The following is a 16,858-nucleotide window of genomic DNA, read 5'->3' as shown; positions in this document are numbered from 1 at the left end:
TCTATATTGGATGGCTAGACATTTGAGCGTCTTTACGTGTAGTGTAATGGCGTTAGGCAAATTGTTAGTATAAATAGCAGCTATCACTGAATATTATTTAGCCTGATGTTATTAACTAAGCATAATGCTCAGTCGGTCTTATATAACTATACCGAGTTGACCGTGTTCAACTATTCTGAACTTAGTGCAGCGATGACTGCACGGTATTGTTAACGAAGGGAGATAACGCCTATGGTCGCACAACTACTATTAGAAGCTGCAAATCTGATGTTTATTGGCATGGTGGCGGTATTTTCTTTTCTGTTGTTGCTGGTGTTTGTGGTGCAACTTATCAGCAAAATAATGCAGCGATATTTCCCGGTGAAAATTGCTGATAAAGCCGTAAGAATTGATGCGGGTAGCAATGGCCCCAGCCCAGCGGTCATTGCCGCTATTTCAAGTGCAATACATCAGTATCGCAAACAACAATAAGAGGACTCAGGCATGAGCAAACCATTATTACTTACTGAACTGGTACTGCGTGACGCACATCAGTCATTACTGGCGACCCGGTTACGACTGGAAGACATGCTGCCAATTGCAGCTAAGCTGGATAAAGTGGGCTACTGGTCAATGGAGTCTTGGGGGGGCGCAACCTTTGATGCCTGTATTCGTTATCTGGGTGAAGATCCCTGGCATCGTATTCGAGAGCTAAAAAAAGCGATGCCTAACACCAAGCAGCAGATGTTGTTGCGAGGTCAGAATTTATTGGGCTACCGTCATTATGCTGACGATGTTGTCGAAGCCTTCGTAGAGCGGGCACATAAAAACGGTGTTGATGTATTTCGTATTTTTGATGCAATGAACGATATCCGTAATTTGCAAACCGCAGTACAAAGTGCAATTAAAGTGGGCGCCCATGCTCAGGGGACGATTTCTTATACTGTCAGTCCGGTGCATACCATCGATATGTGGGTGGATATGGCGCGCCAGCTGGAGGATATGGGCTGTCATTCTATCTGCATTAAAGATATGGCGGGTTTGCTTAAACCTTATGAGTGCGAAGAGTTAGTTACCCGTATCAAAGAAGCCACTAAAATTCCATTAGCCATGCAATGCCATGCGACCACAGGCTTAAGCACCGCAACGTATCAAAAAGCCATAGATGCTGGCATTGATATGCTGGATACCGCTATTTCATCAATGAGTATGACTTATGGCCATACTGCAACGGAGACAATGGTAGCAATTACCGAAGATACCGAGCATGACACCGGGTTAAACCTGGAGTTGTTAGCCGATATTGCGGCGTACTTTCGTGATGTACGGAAAAAATACGCGCAATTTGAAGGCTCATTAAAAGGCGTGGATGCCCGTATCTTATTGGCTCAGGTTCCAGGTGGTATGTTAACTAACATGGAAAGTCAGCTTAAAGAGCAGGGCGCTCTGGATAAGCTTGATGCGGTATTAAAAGAAATTCCCCATGTACGTGAAGACTTAGGCTTTTTACCCTTGGTGACACCCACCTCACAAATTGTTGGCACCCAAGCCGTGCTTAATGTGTTAACCGGTGAGCGTTACAAGAGTATTACCAAAGAAACGGCGGGCGTGTTAAAAGGCGAGTATGGTGCGACGCCAGCACCAATGAATGCAGAATTACAGAAACGTGTGCTTGCCGGTGCCGAAGCCATTACCTGCCGGCCAGCCGATTTGCTTGAACCTGAACTGGAAAAGTTGCAGCAAGAGCTGGGCAGCCTGGCAAAAAGCGAACATATACGCCTGGCCGATACGTTAATTGATGACGTGCTGACCTATGCGTTGTTTCCACAGGTTGGCTTGAAGTTTCTTAAAAATAGAGATAACCCTGCCGCATTTGAACCCGCGCCAGGCGTTGAGCTCGATAACGTTCAGCCGTCGACTCCAGCCAAAAACAAGCCCGTAGCAACCGGCCCGGCAAGCTATAGCGTGCGGGTTGATGGCAAGGTGTATGAGGTTGAAGTTGCCCCCACGGGCGAGCTAAGTTCTGTTAAACCTGTTGTGTCTGAAAATATTCCCGGTAGTGCATCGGTAACGGGCAGCGCGACACTGAACGCGCCTCTGGCCGGCAATATTTGGAAGATTGTGACCAAGGTAGGCGCAGAAGTTAAACGTGGTGATGTGGTCATTATTATGGAAGCCATGAAAATGGAAACCGAAGTGCGGGCAGTTGCTGATGGTACTGTCGTCAATATTCACGTGGCAGCCGGTGATGCCGTTAGCACCGGTGATGTGATGATAAGCTTTGACTAGACAGAATTAAGGAACATCCATGGATGCTGTAACGACATTAATCGCCTCAACCGGCTTAGTCAATTTTAGCGCTGGCCAGGTTGTTATGATGCTGGTTGGTTTCTTACTCCTCTATCTGGCTATTGCCCGGGGTTTTGAACCTTTGCTGTTATTGCCCATTGGGTTTGGTGCCGTTTTGACCAATATTCCGTTGGCCGGTATGGGTGACCCCGGTGGGTTGCTTTATATGATTTATAACGCGGGTATCAGCACCGGTGTGTTTCCGTTACTGATTTTTATGGGCGTGGGTGCACTGACAGACTTTGGCGCGCTTATCGCAAACCCCAGGATGTTATTACTTGGCGCTGCAGCCCAGTTTGGTATTTTCGCCACGTTATTGGGTGCTATTGCGCTTAATGCCGTACCCGGATTGAGCTTTACCATGAAAGAAGCGTCGGCTATTGCAATAATCGGCGGGGCTGATGGCCCTACGGCAATATTTCTGGCGTCAAAACTGGCGCCTGATTTACTCGGTGCCATTGCTGTTGCTGCTTATTCCTATATGGCATTAGTGCCTATTATTCAACCCCCTATAATGCGGGCGTTAACCAGCAAGGCTGAGCGTAATATACAGATGGTGCAGTTACGTGTCGTCAGCAAAAAAGAAAAAATCATCTTCCCACTGGCGGTGTTGTTACTGACCATTTTGTTATTACCCAGTGCGGCACCGTTGATAGGCATGTTTTGCTTAGGCAACTTGATGCGTGAGTCTGGCGTGGTAGACCGGTTAAGTAAAACGGCGCAAAATGAACTGATTAACATCGTGACCATCTTTCTTGGTTTGGCGGTGGGGTCCAGGTTGAGCGCGGATAAATTTTTAACGCTGCAAACCTTGGGTATTTTGGTGTTGGGGGCCGTCGCTTTTGCCATTGGTACTGCATCTGGGGTGATGATGGCAAAGTTAATGGGCCGCTTCTCTAAGCAACCTATTAATCCACTTATTGGCGCCGCAGGCGTATCTGCAGTGCCAATGGCAGCTCGCGTGGTGAATAAAGTAGGGCTGGAAGCCAACCCGCATAACTTTTTGTTAATGCATGCCATGGGCCCTAATGTCGCTGGGGTTATTGGCTCCGCGGTGGCTGCTGGTATATTACTGGCATTAGTAGGGTAAAGCGGTTAGTTAAGCTCGTAGCGGGTAGTTAAGCTCGTAGCGGGTAGTTAAGCTCGTTTTACCACGTTATATCTAAACAAATAAAAAAGCCCGCAGTTTCCAGCGGGCTTTTTTATCGCACTCAATTTATGGTGCTTTAATGCTTGTAGCTTAGGGTGCAGCAGTCGCGTTATCAGGCATGGTTTTAGCTAATAAAACCCGTTCATTAGTTTGTAACTGGACCAGTATTTGCTGGGCTTGTGCTGTAAACAGTTCTTTATCTTTACCTTGTAACGGCGTTGCCTGAGGCAGTTTTACTGTTCTGGGGTTACGGTGAACACCAGACACTAAAAATTCGTAGTGCAAATGAGCGCCAGTTACGCGACCGGTTGAACCCAGACGACCAATAGCTTCTCCCTGGCGCACTTTCTCGCCTTTACTGACCAGCCGTTTTGATAAATGCAGGTACTTTGTCACGATGTTATTGGCATGCTGAATAAACACGTAATGGCCATTTAAATTATTATATGCAGATGCAATAACCCGGCCTTCACCTGCCGCCATAATTGGCGTGCCAACCGGTGCTACATAATCGACGCCGTTATGAGGTCGAACAGTCTTTAGCACAGGGTGTAGACGACGAGGGTTAAAGTTTGAGCTAACGTACTGAAAGCTAACCGGCGCACGTAAGAAGGCTTGGCGCATACTGGCACCATCCGGTTTATAATAGTTGCCATCGGTATGGCGAACCGCTTGATACAAATGGCCTTGGTTAGAAAATTGCGCAGCAATAATATTGCCGTTACTGATAAATTCACCGTCTACGTATTGGGTTTCATACAGCACACTGAAATTATCGCCAGCACGAATATCCAGGCCAAAGTCGATATCCCAACCAAAAATGCCGGCCAGACTCATAATTTGTGATTCACTGAGGCCGGCTTCTATACCCGCACTCCAAAAGTTGCTGCGAATTTCAGCATTGGCAAACTGGCTACGAAGTTCAACATCTTTCTTTAGCTCTTCGGCAACAAACTGGCCATTGGGGTCGCGGCTAACGCGTAATGTGGTTAAATGGTTTAACGCATAACGCAGCTCTTGTAATTCGCCATCGCTGTTCAGGCCAAATTCCAGCTGCTCGCCAGGGAAAATGCGGGTTAATGTTTTTACGCTACTTCCCAATGCCAGCACATCAAGCATAACCTGCTGACTAACATTGGCTTTTTTAAATAAAGCAGATAAAGCATCGCCCTTTTGCACTTGCAACACAGACCAATTGAGTGATAAATCCTCTTCTGGCAGTGCTGCCAGCTCGGCAAGAGCATGCTCTGGTGTGATGTCATCAATAGTTTCAGGCATGTCCAAGCTGTAACGCTTGCCAATTTCAAGGCTATCGTTTTTGCTACCTTTAGATGCAGACACCGGTTCAGACGGTAATAATAAAACAATGGATAAAAACACCGAAGTTGCAGCGATTAAGGCGCGGTGTTTTGGCGGAATCTTAGTTACGAATTGACGCATAATGCTAGTCTGGGCTCAGGAAACGCACAAAAACCGAGCATATACCGTTTTTTTGCCCGACACCAGACTTTTGTGCGTTTCCAGCAGGCTGAACATACTATAGAATGCGGTTTGTTTGCGCAATTGGGTTAAAAATCAGGAGACTAAAATGGCAGGTTGGGAGCAGGATTTAGCAGAATTAAAACGTGGTTGCGAAGAAATTCTGCTGGAAGAAGAGCTTATTGCCAAACTTAAAGAAGGCAAGCCACTAAAAATAAAGGCTGGCTTTGACCCTACAGCACCTGATTTGCATTTGGGCCACACTGTGCTGATTAATAAGTTGCGTACTTTTCAGCAGTTGGGACATGAGGTTATTTTTCTGATTGGTGATTTCACTGGTCTTATAGGTGACCCTACCGGAAAGAACGTTACCCGCAAACCCCTAACCCGGGAAGAAGTGCTGGCCAATGCGGAAACCTACAAGGAGCAGGTATTTAAGATCCTTGACCCTGCCAAAACCCGGGTGGCGTTCAATTCTGAGTGGATGAACGAACTGGGTGCAGCTGGCATGATTAAATTAGCCGCCCGACAAACGGTGGCGCGTATGCTAGAGCGTGATGACTTCAAAAAGCGTTATGCGAATAATCAGTCTATTGCCATTCATGAGTTTTTATATCCGTTGGTACAGGGTTGGGACTCTGTTGCGCTTGCAGCCGATGTTGAAATGGGCGGCACCGACCAGCGCTTTAACCTGCTGATGGGACGGGAGCTACAAAAGGATGAAGGCCAACGTCCACAAACGGTGATGATGGTGCCATTGCTGGAAGGCTTAGACGGCGTGCAAAAAATGTCGAAGTCGCTGGGTAACTATGTTGGCATTACCGACGCACCCAACGACATGTTTGGCAAAATTATGTCGATATCTGATGAATTAATGTGGCGCTACTATGATTTACTGAGCTTTAAGCCAATAGAGGATATTAATGCTTTAAAAGCCCAAGTCGCTGCAGGCTCTAATCCCCGTGATGTAAAGATTACCCTGGCAAAAGAAATTATTGCCCGTTTTCATGACGATGCTGCGGCTGAAGCGGCACATCAGGATTTTACCCAACGTTTTAGTAAGAACGCGTTACCGGACGATATTCCAGAGGTAAGCGTAAGTTGTGATGGCGCAACCATGCCCATTGCAAACATGCTAAAAGAAGCTGGTTTGGTGGATAGTACTTCAGAAGCCATACGTATGATTAAACAAGGTGCGGTAAAGCTTAATGGCGAAACTAAGATTGAAGACACTAAGCTAGAGATTAGCAAAGGATCGATAGCCATTTATCAGGTTGGTAAGCGTAAGTTTGCTAAAATTGCTTTAGTTTAATAAATATTAGCGCAGTAAGTTGTAACTTACTGCGCATCCCTTCTGGTTCCCTGCTCATCGTTTAACCCTCGTACTGCTGTGTTGATGAACTACACTTAACAGACAGTAATTAATGCGAGGTAAGTATGACTAAGCCTAACCCTTTTGCCGACAAGCTGTTGGTGGGTCAGCAGCAATATCGTATTTTCAGTTTGGCTAAGGCCGAAACAACGTTTGGTGACATTAATAGGTTACCTTTTTCCCTTAAAGTGCTGCTGGAAAATTTACTACGCAACCTGGATTCAGATGCGGTGACTGAGGCGGATATTCAGGCACTGGTAGATTGGCAGAAAAGCGGTAGTTCTGAACGTGAAATCGCGTTTCGTCCCGCCCGTGTCTTGATGCAAGATTTTACCGGTGTGCCAGCAGTGGTAGATTTAGCAGCGATGCGCGCTGCGGTAGCTGCATTAGGCGAAGACCCGGATAAAGTTAACCCCTTGTCACCGGTTGATTTAGTGATTGACCATTCAGTCATGGTTGACCATTACGCCACTGAGCAGGCATTTACTGAAAACGTTGACATAGAAATGCAACGTAACCATGAGCGCTACGCCTTTTTACGCTGGGGAGCGAAAGCCTTTGCTAATTTTAAAGTGGTGCCGCCTGGTACCGGGATCTGCCATCAGGTAAACCTGGAGTATTTGGGCCAGACGGTTTGGAGTGAGCAGCAGGATGATGCCCTGTTAGCTTATCCGGATACATTAGTCGGTACCGACTCTCACACTACGATGATTAATGCGCTGGGTATTCTGGGCTGGGGCGTGGGTGGTATAGAAGCTGAAGCGGCCATGTTAGGCCAGCCGGTATCAATGATTATTCCTGAGGTGGTAGGTTTTGAGTTTACTGGCGCCTTGCAAGCAGGGATCACGGCAACCGACTTAGTGCTGACCGTGACACAAATGCTTCGTAAACAGGGAGTTGTGGGCAAGTTTGTTGAGTTTTTTGGTGATGGGTTAGATAAGCTGGCTCTGGCCGACCGCGCCACCATTGCCAATATGGCGCCGGAGTACGGTGCTACCTGTGGCTTTTTCCCGGTTGATCAGATAACACTGGATTATTTAAAGCTTACCGGTCGTGATGACAGCATCATTGCGAGGGTTAAAGCCTACTGTCAGGCGCAAGGTTTATGGCGTCAACCAGGTGTAACACCAATATTTACCGATACCTTGCATTTAGATCTTAGCACGGTTGTGCCATCGCTCGCTGGGCCGAAACGGCCGCAAGACAAAGTAACCTTAAGCGAATTAAAACAACATTGTAGTGATGCTAAGGCGCTTGAAGTAAAAGCGGCTAAAGCCCCAGAGGCTCAACTGGTAAATGAGGGCGGTGGCCAAACTGAAGCAAAACCGACAGATCGTAGTTTTGACTTTAATGGCGAAAAAATTCAGCTGGATGATCACGCCGTGGTGATTGCTGCCATTACTTCTTGTACCAATACGTCTAACCCCAGTGTGTTAATGGCGGCAGGTTTACTGGCAAAAAATGCCCTAGCCAAAGGCTTAAAACGTCAGCCATGGGTAAAAAGTTCATTGGCGCCAGGCTCTAAAGTGGTTACCCGCTATCTTGAGCAAGCAAATCTGATGCAACCTTTGGAGCAACTGGGCTTTTATCTGGTAGGTTATGGTTGTACTACCTGTATTGGTAATTCCGGTCCGTTGGCTAAACCAATAGAAAAAGCCATAGGCCGTGCTGATCTTAATGTGTCAGCAGTGTTGTCGGGCAATCGTAACTTTGAAGGCCGTATTCACCCCTTGGTGAAATCGAACTGGTTAGCTTCACCGCCTTTGGTAGTGGCATATGCGCTTGCGGGCACGGTAAATACTGACTTAACGACAGAACCGCTAGGGCAGGATAAAAACGGCAACGACGTGTATTTAAAAGACATCTGGCCCGATAACAGCAGTGTTGCAGCCGAAGTGGCCAAGGTGCAAAGCAGTATGTTTAACCAAGAGTATGCTCAGGTATTTGACGGTGATGCCAGTTGGCAGGCTATCGAGGTGTCTCAGGCGAAAACGTACGCCTGGCCAGATTCAACCTACATTCGCCAGCCTGATTTTTTCCGTGGTTTAACCCGTAAACCCAAGCCTGTGCGCGATATGGTTAATGCCCGGATGCTGGCCCTATTGGGGGATTCCGTGACCACAGACCACATTTCCCCAGCGGGTTCAATTAAACAAGACAGCCCGGCTGGTGAGTATTTGCAGCAGCATGGGGTGGAGCAAGCCGACTTTAATTCTTATGGTTCACGGCGCGGTAACCATGAAGTGATGGTACGGGGCACTTTTGCTAATGTGCGTATTCGTAATGAAATGGTACCCAGTAGCGAAGGCGGTGTAACACGGCATTATCCGTCAGGTGAGACGATGCCTATTTTTGATGCTGCAATGCGTTATCAGCAACAAGAGTTACCATTAATCGTGGTGGCAGGTAAAGAATATGGCACAGGTTCTTCAAGAGATTGGGCGGCAAAGGGTACGCTAATGCTGGGGGTTCGTGCGGTACTGGCTGAGTCGTTCGAGCGCATTCACCGGTCAAATTTAATTGGCATGGGTGTATTGCCGCTGCAGTTCCCAACGGGTACCGACCGTAAAACGCTAAAGCTAACTGGTGAAGAGAGTTTTACGCTACGCGGACTGAACAGCTTGACGCCACGGCAAAAGCTAAAGTTAGTTATTACCTATGCTGACGAGACAAAACAGGAGATTGACGTGAACTGCCGTATTGATACGGGCAATGAATTGGCGTATTACCAGCATGGCGGTATTTTGCACTATGTGCTGCGGCGAATGATAGGAGAGGCATAGTCAGAAGACTGCGAGTGCCTTTTATCGCCGGCACTCGCAGCATACTCTTTTGTTGCCGGCTCTCTTACAGAGTACAGCCTAACAAAGCATCCTCTCGCAGAACACTCTCTCACAAAGCTCGTTTAGGGCGCTGGGGGTAATGACAAGCCCGATTTAATATGTAAATCACGTTGTGGGTAAGGGATAGTAATATTAGCCTGTTTAAACGCACGCCATATTGCAACATTGATATCCGACTTCACGGTGTCTGCGCCGTATTCCGGATCAGCAATCCATACACGCAGTTCCAGCTCTATGCCACTGTCGGCAAAGTTTTTTAGCATGACGGTGGGTTCTGGCGTAGTCAATACCCTTGATGATTTGTTTGCGCATTGCAGCATCAATGCCATTGCCTGTTCGGGGTCATCTTCGTAACTTACCTGCACCAGAATTTTTACCCGTACATTACGATCTTCATAGCTCCAGTTAATCACTTCTGATGTAATCAGGTTCTCATTTGGAATCAGCGTGTCTACGCCTTCACGGTTACGAACCACGACATAGCGTGCTTTAAGCTCATGCACCCAGCCAAAATTTTCGCCCACAGAGATAACGTCACCCGGCTTAACACTGCGATCGAGCACCAATATAAAACCGCTAATAAAGTTAGACGCAATACGCTGTAAACCAAAGCCCAGCCCCACGCCCAGTGCACCGCCAAATACAGCAAGTGAACTTAAGTTAATGCCTACAGCATTTAGCGCAATTAAAAACGCGATGGTGATAAGCAAAAATTTACTAAATTTACTAAAGCCTACCTGCATGCTGGGGCTGACATGTTTCGCCCGTTTAAGCTGCTGGTTTAATAGTTCTGCCAGCCACAACGCGATAGTAAACGCCAGGATCACAACCAGCGTTAGTTTTATAGCACCGAGCAAAGACAAGCGGCTATCACCGAGATTAAATGCCAGAGCATCCATTATTTCTAGCATGGGAGTTAATAAGTCAGCCAAGTGAAGCACAACGAGCAACCAAATAATGACAGCAATAACCGGTTCAGCAGTCTTAACCAATGGGCTGGATAAAAAGGCTTTGCGTAGCATATAAACTAACAGCCGAATAATACCAAGCGCCAGCGCAATGGGGATAAAGGCAGCAACCAGTTGTTTTGGCAAAGCAAATGCCTGTAAAACAGCGCTGCCTATTCCCAGCAATGCCGCCATGCTAAAGGGCAACAAAATGCGATGAGAACTGCGCAGTGCAACATGACGTAGTCCTTGCCCACCGCTGTCACTAAGTCGTTGGCCTAGCAAACGGTTTACCAATAGTGCCAACATTAAACACAGTGCAATAGCCAGCAACTGATACCAGAAGGTTGCTTGCTGTATTTGTGTTACTAACGTTTGCCACCAGGCTGTCATTTGCTCAGACATAAGCTACTCAAGGTATGTTATTGATAACGAATACCTTAGCAGAAAAGCCACCACTGCCACAGTAGAGAAATTATTGCACTTTTAAAAAAGCATGCTAAAGTGATATCAAAATAATATCATATCGAGAGGATTTGACGATGCTAAAGGAACGCATGATTAACAGCAAAGGTGGATTTGGCATGCTAGGCATTTTATTGCTGGCGCAGCTTGCCGCCTTAGCAGGTGTGGTGGTTTTGCCTGCGATATTGAAAGTGGTGGCATTACTCGCTGCGGTAGTGGTGTTTATCTGCTGGTTTGGTTTTTATATGGTGCATCCGAATCAATCGGCCGTGTTGCAGCTGTTCGGCCGTTATGTGGGGACTGATTTAAATAACGGTTTGCGCTGGTCTAACCCACTGTATAGCAAGCAAAAGGTGTCGCTGCGGGTTCGTAACTTTGAAAGCAGTAAAATGAAGGTTAATGACAATGCTGGCAATCCGGTAGAAATTGCGGCTGTCGTGGTATGGAAAGTGGTAGATAGCGCCGAGGCGGTGTTTGAAGTCGATAACTATGAGAACTTTGTCAATATTCAGAGCGAGTCTGCCATTCGCCATTTGGCATCCAGTTATGCTTATGACGCGGGTAATGATGAAGCAATAAGCCTGCGCAGCAGTACTGATGAAGTTACAGAGTTACTCAAAAAAGAAATTCAGGCGCGGTTGAATAAAGCCGGGGTAGAGGTGTTAGAAGCGCGTATTAGTCATTTAGCTTATGCGCCGGAAATTGCCAGCGCGATGTTACAACGCCAGCAAGCGGCTGCCATTGTTGCTGCGCGTCAGCAAATTGTTGAAGGCGCCGTTGGCATGGTGGAAACCGCGTTGCAGCGTTTGTCTGAGCGCAATGTGGTTGAGTTGGATGATGAGCGAAAAGCCGCCATGGTAAGTAATTTACTGGTTGTGTTATGTGGTGATCATCATGTCCAGCCAGTGCTAAATGCTGGCACCTTGTATTAACGGGAGTTGTTGTGGCGAAAAAAGCTTTTGCCTTACGCCTGGACGAAAAAATGCTCAGCGCTTTGCAGCGCTGGGCAGATGATGAATTTCGCAGCGTAAATGGTCAAATAGAATATCTGTTGCATGAGGCACTGAAAAAGGCGGGCCGGTTAAAACCGGCCTCCAGTGATGAGGTGGAGCAAGATTAATGTAGCAGCCAGGATACCAGCGGCAGAGTTAGCAGACCGGTGAGTATACCTAAACCAATTATTCCACTTACCAAACGGGGTGCCAGCCCAGCCATTATCGCAATCGCACCCGCTGAGATCATCGGTGGCATTGCGGCCTGAAATATACTGATATTTACCGCTGTGCCGCTATAACCCAAGCCTAGCCATAACAATGCTGCCAGTGCTGGCATCAGCACCAGCTTAATGCCAAGCGCACTTACCAGCGGCAATATTTCGGCTTTACTAAATTTCACCGTTAATGCAAAACCCGCGGCTATCATAACTACCGGTACTAAGGTTGCGGCTAAGTTATCAATCAGTTGTGTGGCCAGAGGCGGATAATCGTTTCCACGCAGCAATAAGCCAAGCGCTAGGGCAATAAAAGACGGAAAGGTAATAATTTTTAGTGTAATGCCTTTGGCAGTTGGTTTAGCGGCGGTAGGGCTGTAAAGTGCAGCAATAATAGTGACATAGGTGGCTAGTGCGATAAAAGAGCCCACCTGATCATACACCACAGCATAAGGCATAGCCGTGGCGCCAAACAGGGCTTCAGTCATCGGGAAACCTAAAAAAGAGGTATTACCCAGTGGTAGAACAATTAACAGCGCGCCGGTTACCTCACGTGACCATTGCAATAGCTTACTTAGCAATAGAACGGTAGCGACCACCGCTAGCAGCAAAAACCATGGCGTAATAGCCGGAATAAGTAGCTCAGCAGAGAATTGTAATTGAGGCACATTTTTTAAAATTAACGCTGGCAACGCGACATAAAGCACATACATATTAAGTGCTATACCGCTGTTTTCTGGCATCGCTGGCAGGCGGCGCAATAGCACACCAATACACAAATAAGCCAGCACCAGTATAAAGTTATCCATTAAGCCTCACTTTGGTTGTATTGGGTGATCAGCGCCAATTTGGCACTGCGAGAAAGTTGTTTTAGTTGATATTCCGCTTTAGCTGCGGCACTTTTATCAGCCAGGCTTTGTTGATATACCAGTGTTAGCGGACCTTTACCGCGCAACGCTTTAGCACCGCCGGTTATCTCGCCGCTATGCTGGCGCAAACGCCTTTTAGGATCGGTGCTGATGCCGGTGTATAACATGCCACTGGCCGTTTGCACCATATACAAATACCAGCTGCTCACCAGGCTAACTCAGCCGTGTGTGCTTCTGTTATACTGTGCGCTTTAAAGCGTCTGGCAGTTAGTAACACACTGTCAGCAGCTGCGGTTAAGCGTTGGCAAAACAGGAATTTTAATGTCATTTCAATCTCTCGCACTGGCTGCGCCCCTTTTACGTGTTCTGTCTGAGCAAGGTTACGATGTACCTACACCGGTGCAATTGCAAAGTATCCCGGTGATTTTAGCGGGTAAAGATGTACTTGCCGGCGCACAAACTGGCACGGGTAAGACAGCGGCCTTTACTTTACCGCTGCTGCAGCAAATGCTCAATGCGCCTAAGGTCGTAGCGCCTCATCAGGTTCGGGTACTGGTATTAACGCCAACCCGCGAGCTGGCGCAGCAAGTGTATGACAATGTGCGCAAGTATAGCCAGTACCTAACTACGCGTTCAGCTGTGTTTTATGGCGGTGTATCGATAAGGCCACAATATGATGATGCAGAGCTGGGGCTGGATATTCTGGTTGCAACGCCGGGCCGGTTGATTGACCACCTGCATCAGAAAACGGTGGATCTCTCTGCGTTAGACGTTTTAGTGCTTGATGAAGCCGACCGCATGCTAGATATGGGCTTTATTGTAGATATTAAACGCATTATGGCCAAATTGCCGCCAAAACGGCAAACGCTGCTGTTTTCTGCCACCTACTCCAATGACATTAAGCAGTTGGCTGATGAACTGTTAAACAGCCCGCAGCTGATTGAAGTTGCGGCGACCAATGCTACCGCTGAGCGGGTAGAGCAGCAAGCCTATTTAGTTGACCGGCATCGTAAGCGTGAATTGCTTTCGCATGTTATTGGTAGAAACAACTGGCCACAGGTGCTGGTATTTGTGCGCACTAAGCATGGTGCCGATCGTCTGGCAAAACAGTTGGCAAAAGATGGCTTAAAAAGTGCGGCTATTCATGGTGATAAAAGCCAGGGCGCCCGCACCAAAGCGCTGGCCGACTTTAAAGCCGGCAGTGTACGTATTTTGGTGGCAACCGATATTGCTGCCCGCGGTTTGGACATCAACGAACTACCTTATGTGGTGAATTATGATTTACCACAAGTCGCTGAGGATTATGTGCACCGTATTGGCCGTACCGGACGTGCAGGCAACAGTGGCGTTGCGCTAACCCTGATTACGCCAGAAGAAACTAAAGCGCTACAGGAGATAGAGCGGCTTATTAAGCAAGTAATTGTTGCTAAAGTGCTGCCGGGCTACGAGCATGATCCTAATCACGTTACCCCTGAGCAAGCGCAAGCAAGGCATAGTGACGGGCAGAAAAAGCCACAAAAAAAGGGCCATGTTAAAGCCAAATTACGTGCTAAGGCTTTGGGTAAAGCATAACGCGAAGCAGACTACAGAGTCTGCTTTTTTAGACATATTAAATTCTTCATATGGACGATTTTATATTTTCAGTCTATATTGATAATAATTTGATCAGGTACGAGGTCGTTATGCAGGCAGTACAGCTCGACAGGCAAAGCCAGCGGCAAGCTGCCGCAACAGGGCTTAAAACGGTATTTACCATTCTGGATAAATGGCAATGTTCGCCCGAGCAAATTCAGCGCATTTTGCAAATCTCTAAAGCGGCATACTACAAGTATCGTAACGATCCACACTGCGCTAGCTTAACGCAAGATCAGATAGAGCGGATAAGCTATCTGTTAAATATCCACAGCAGCTTAAGAATGCTGTTTGATAACCCGCAAAATCTGTATGGCTTTATGGGACTGCCAAACCATAACCCGTATTTTAACGGTAGTAGCCCACTGGATATTATCAGCAGCGGGCAATTTGCCGCGCTATATGAAACTTTCAAACATATCGACGCGCTGCGTGGTGGCATGTGGTAATAAAGGCAACTGTAGCGTCGGACGATTTGCCACAGGTTAAACTGCATAAACAGCGCAGCTATCGTTTGATAAATTCCAAATATCCGCCGGTATCCGTGTTTGACGATGTTGCCAATGCCGATGAATTTGACGTGCTGTATGAATTGCAGGCATTAACCAACCCCAGGTTACAGGCACAAGCGGGTAATTTGAGTTTGTTGCCGCGCAGTAACATTCCGTTTGGTATTACCGGTTGCTCCTATGCCGTAGCTCCCTTTACCCATGTCAATCCTGCGGGCAGCCGCTTTTCTGACGGTCGTTTTGGTGTGCTGTATTTGGCTGACAGTGTACAAACGGCTATTAGCGAGGTGGCATATCATCAGGGGCAGTATTGGAGCAGGGTACCTGGGCTGGCTTATGAGCGCTTTGTGTTTAAGGCATTAAGCTGTGAGTTCAGTGAGGTTAGCCTGACAGATTTAACCTACCTACCGTTACAACATGGTGTTTATCATTCAAAAGACTATAGTGCTGCCCGTGCTTTGGGAATAAGCTTGCGTGAGCAGCATGGCGCTGGGGTACAGTACTATTCGGTGCGTAACAATGCTGCGCTATGCTGGGGCTTATTCAGCCCGCAATATGTTACACAGATGGTGCAAAGTGCTCACTATGAGATGATCTGGCAGAGCGGCCGTATCAACGCTATTAACAAGATCGTTAGCTGTGTTTAATTAGTGTTTAACCCACATTGAGTTAGCTGCGATATAGTGTTTTGATCAGATGGAAACCAAACTGGGTTTTTACCGGGCCTTGTACTTCTAGCAGTGGGCCTTTAAACACGACGTCATCAAAGGCTTTTACCATCTGTCCTTGACGAAACTCGCCCAAATCGCCGCCTTTTTTTCCTGACGGGCATTGTGAGTGTTGCTTGGCTAATTTGCCAAAATCAGCCCCTTTTGCCAGCTGTTGTTTAAGTCTGTCAGCTTCTTCACGGGTTTTTACCAGTATGTGTAAGGCGCAGGCTTTGGCCATCAGAACGCTCCTTTATAAAAACCGCTATGGTAGCAGTTTTCGTTATTCTGGCCCAGTAAAGCCAACTACGTTAAATACATTTACCGGGTCTCAGGCTGTGCCTGAAACCCGGTATTTTTTTAGCCCTCAGTGTCGTATTCAACTATTTTATAATAGTCATCTTGAAAGATGCTTTTCTTACAAATGTGCTTAACAATATTGGAAAATTTAACGCGTTCATATTCACAGCGCATAAATTGTTGCTCAGCACCGTATTTACTTTTGTATTCTTCAAACAGGGGATCAAGTGATGCCAATTGTTGTTTGGTCAGGTTTTTAGTGATATCACGATAGCGGTTTTTCCAATCCGTTGTTTCTTGTTCCAGCGCAAGTCTCATCCACACTAGCCCTAATTCGGTATTAGCCTCTACTCCGCCACCTGAAATGAATAACACGCCAGTTAGAAATTGTGCCTGTTTATCGCCATAGCGTAATAGCTCAGGAAAAGCTTTATCATAAGCTTCCAATTTCACATTGTTCATCATCGTGTCGTAATCAGAAAAGTACTTCAATCTGTTTACGCTGCTTACTTTACCTGCATTTGGTGCATCGTCAGCTAAAACGGCTAAAGGACTGGTGGCCAGTAAAGTGGTTATTGCAATGAGGAGCAGCTTTTTCATATATCGTTATCCATAATCAATATTAGTAGCGTTAAGTGTAACAAGTAACCTGTTACACCATTGTCTCCATTTGTAAAAAACTATTTCACAAACACAGTGTTTTATTAGGGCCTGTTGATCTTTGCTGTTTATAATTCAGCCAACCCACATTGGCAGCCATAATAGACAGCAAGCCAAGGCAAGTGTACTTGCATAATTCCGGGCCAATTTATCATACCGGGTTGCTACTGAACGGTAATGTTTTAGCCTGGCAAACACGTTCTCTACTAAATGGCGATATTTGTACAGACACCAATCAATATCGCCATTTCCAATTTTTGAATTACGTTTACGCGGTATCGTTGGGACGCCATTTTTCGCTCGGATCTGCTCCCGTACTTTCTCACTGTCATAGCCCCGGTCTGCGATAACATGCTCGGCATCAGGCAGTTGTTCAAGTAACTCTAT

Annotated in this window: 18 protein-coding genes; 10 read left to right on the top strand and 8 right to left on the bottom strand. The window is 46.8% G+C overall.

All coding sequences use genetic code 11. The features are described 5' to 3' along the window. Positions 1-231: 231 nt before the first annotated feature. The 3 genes from H595_RS0112335 to H595_RS0112325 are packed head-to-tail and all read left to right on the top strand — an operon-like array spanning position 232 to position 3,418. Complete coding sequence (locus H595_RS0112335; protein WP_027671492.1) at positions 232-471, top strand: OadG family protein; 240 nt, start codon at positions 232-234, stop codon at positions 469-471. 12 nt (positions 472-483) lie between these two features. Further along, the gene (gene oadA, locus H595_RS0112330; protein ID WP_027671491.1) at positions 484-2,268 is read left to right on the top strand and encodes a sodium-extruding oxaloacetate decarboxylase subunit alpha; all 1,785 of its coding nucleotides are present in this window, start codon (positions 484-486) and stop codon (positions 2,266-2,268) included. 19 nt (positions 2,269-2,287) lie between these two features. Beyond that, entirely contained in the window at positions 2,288-3,418 is a 1,131-nt protein-coding gene (locus H595_RS0112325; protein ID WP_027671490.1) for a sodium ion-translocating decarboxylase subunit beta, read from the top strand. Positions 3,419-3,568: 150 nt separating this feature from the next. Here H595_RS0112325 and H595_RS0112320 read toward each other — a convergent pair whose 3' ends face one another. Then, entirely contained in the window at positions 3,569-4,918 is a 1,350-nt protein-coding gene (locus tag H595_RS0112320) for a peptidoglycan DD-metalloendopeptidase family protein (RefSeq protein WP_027671489.1), read from the bottom strand. Positions 4,919-5,066: 148 nt separating this feature from the next. On the opposite strand from H595_RS0112320, the gene tyrS reads away from it, so the two are divergent. Next, positions 5,067-6,269 (top strand): tyrosine--tRNA ligase, encoded by a 1,203-nt coding sequence (gene tyrS, locus H595_RS0112315; RefSeq protein ID WP_027671488.1) that lies wholly within the window; start codon positions 5,067-5,069, stop codon positions 6,267-6,269. A gap of 125 nt (positions 6,270-6,394) precedes the next feature. Next, the gene (gene acnA / locus H595_RS0112310; protein WP_027671487.1) at positions 6,395-9,112 is read left to right on the top strand and encodes an aconitate hydratase AcnA; all 2,718 of its coding nucleotides are present in this window, start codon (positions 6,395-6,397) and stop codon (positions 9,110-9,112) included. Positions 9,113-9,234: 122 nt separating this feature from the next. Here acnA and H595_RS0112305 read toward each other — a convergent pair whose 3' ends face one another. Further along, entirely contained in the window at positions 9,235-10,524 is a 1,290-nt protein-coding gene (locus H595_RS0112305; RefSeq protein ID WP_027671486.1) for a mechanosensitive ion channel family protein, read from the bottom strand. A 137-nt stretch (positions 10,525-10,661) separates the two neighbouring features. Between H595_RS0112305 and H595_RS0112300 the strand changes: the two genes are divergently transcribed. Continuing rightward, the gene (locus H595_RS0112300) at positions 10,662-11,516 is read left to right on the top strand and encodes an SPFH domain-containing protein (protein WP_027671485.1); all 855 of its coding nucleotides are present in this window, start codon (positions 10,662-10,664) and stop codon (positions 11,514-11,516) included. Between the two features lie 11 nt (positions 11,517-11,527). Beyond that, a complete protein-coding gene (locus tag H595_RS23860) occupies positions 11,528-11,704 on the top strand; it encodes a type II toxin-antitoxin system antitoxin (RefSeq protein WP_084153587.1) in 177 nt (58 codons plus the stop codon). On the opposite strand, the gene H595_RS0112290 is transcribed toward H595_RS23860, so the two are convergent. Genes H595_RS0112290 through H595_RS24710 form a run of 3 tightly spaced genes read right to left on the bottom strand, consistent with a single transcriptional unit; the run spans position 11,701 to position 12,991 of the window. Next, a complete protein-coding gene (locus H595_RS0112290; protein WP_027671484.1) occupies positions 11,701-12,603 on the bottom strand; it encodes an AEC family transporter in 903 nt (300 codons plus the stop codon). The two genes, H595_RS23860 and H595_RS0112290, sit on opposite strands and share 4 nt — an antisense overlap. Continuing rightward, entirely contained in the window at positions 12,603-12,872 is a 270-nt protein-coding gene (locus tag H595_RS22260) for a GIY-YIG nuclease family protein (RefSeq protein ID WP_240474884.1), read from the bottom strand. The genes H595_RS0112290 and H595_RS22260 overlap by 1 nt, the downstream gene beginning before the upstream one ends. Then, positions 12,869-12,991, bottom strand: coding sequence for a hypothetical protein (locus tag H595_RS24710; RefSeq protein ID WP_276202262.1), 123 nt, complete (start codon positions 12,989-12,991; stop codon positions 12,869-12,871). Before H595_RS24710 ends, H595_RS22260 begins: the two co-directional genes overlap by 4 nt. Here H595_RS24710 and H595_RS0112275 point away from each other — a divergent pair. The 3 genes from H595_RS0112275 to H595_RS0112265 all read left to right on the top strand — a co-directional run bounded on the left by H595_RS0112275 (position 12,985) and on the right by H595_RS0112265 (position 15,451). Next, positions 12,985-14,235 (top strand): DEAD/DEAH box helicase, encoded by a 1,251-nt coding sequence (locus H595_RS0112275; protein WP_027671483.1) that lies wholly within the window; start codon positions 12,985-12,987, stop codon positions 14,233-14,235. The genes H595_RS24710 and H595_RS0112275 overlap by 7 nt on opposite strands. Before the next feature lie 110 nt (positions 14,236-14,345). Continuing rightward, the gene (locus H595_RS0112270) at positions 14,346-14,744 is read left to right on the top strand and encodes an antitoxin Xre-like helix-turn-helix domain-containing protein (RefSeq protein WP_027671482.1); all 399 of its coding nucleotides are present in this window, start codon (positions 14,346-14,348) and stop codon (positions 14,742-14,744) included. Then, the gene (locus H595_RS0112265; RefSeq protein WP_051219870.1) at positions 14,738-15,451 is read left to right on the top strand and encodes an RES family NAD+ phosphorylase; all 714 of its coding nucleotides are present in this window, start codon (positions 14,738-14,740) and stop codon (positions 15,449-15,451) included. Before H595_RS0112270 ends, H595_RS0112265 begins: the two co-directional genes overlap by 7 nt. Before the next feature lie 22 nt (positions 15,452-15,473). Here the strand turns inward: H595_RS0112265 and ppiC are convergent, their stop codons facing one another. The 3 genes from ppiC to H595_RS0112250 form a co-directional block, all read right to left on the bottom strand. Beyond that, entirely contained in the window at positions 15,474-15,752 is a 279-nt protein-coding gene (gene ppiC / locus H595_RS0112260) for a peptidylprolyl isomerase PpiC (protein WP_027671480.1), read from the bottom strand. 119 nt (positions 15,753-15,871) lie between these two features. Next, positions 15,872-16,411 carry a hypothetical protein gene (locus H595_RS0112255; protein ID WP_027671479.1) on the bottom strand — a complete coding sequence of 180 codons (540 nt, stop codon included), beginning with the start codon at positions 16,409-16,411 and terminating at the stop codon, positions 15,872-15,874. 135 nt (positions 16,412-16,546) lie between these two features. Further along, positions 16,547-16,858, bottom strand: a 312-nt coding sequence (locus H595_RS0112250) for an IS5/IS1182 family transposase (protein WP_027671478.1), incomplete at its 5' end; no start/stop codon positions are given.

It is taken from the genome of Rheinheimera baltica DSM 14885 (assembly GCF_000425345.1).
Taxonomy (GTDB): domain Bacteria; phylum Pseudomonadota; class Gammaproteobacteria; order Enterobacterales; family Alteromonadaceae; genus Alishewanella; species Alishewanella baltica.
The sequence above is the reverse complement of the archived record's forward strand: the minus strand, read 5'-3'. Positions and strand labels throughout refer to the sequence as shown.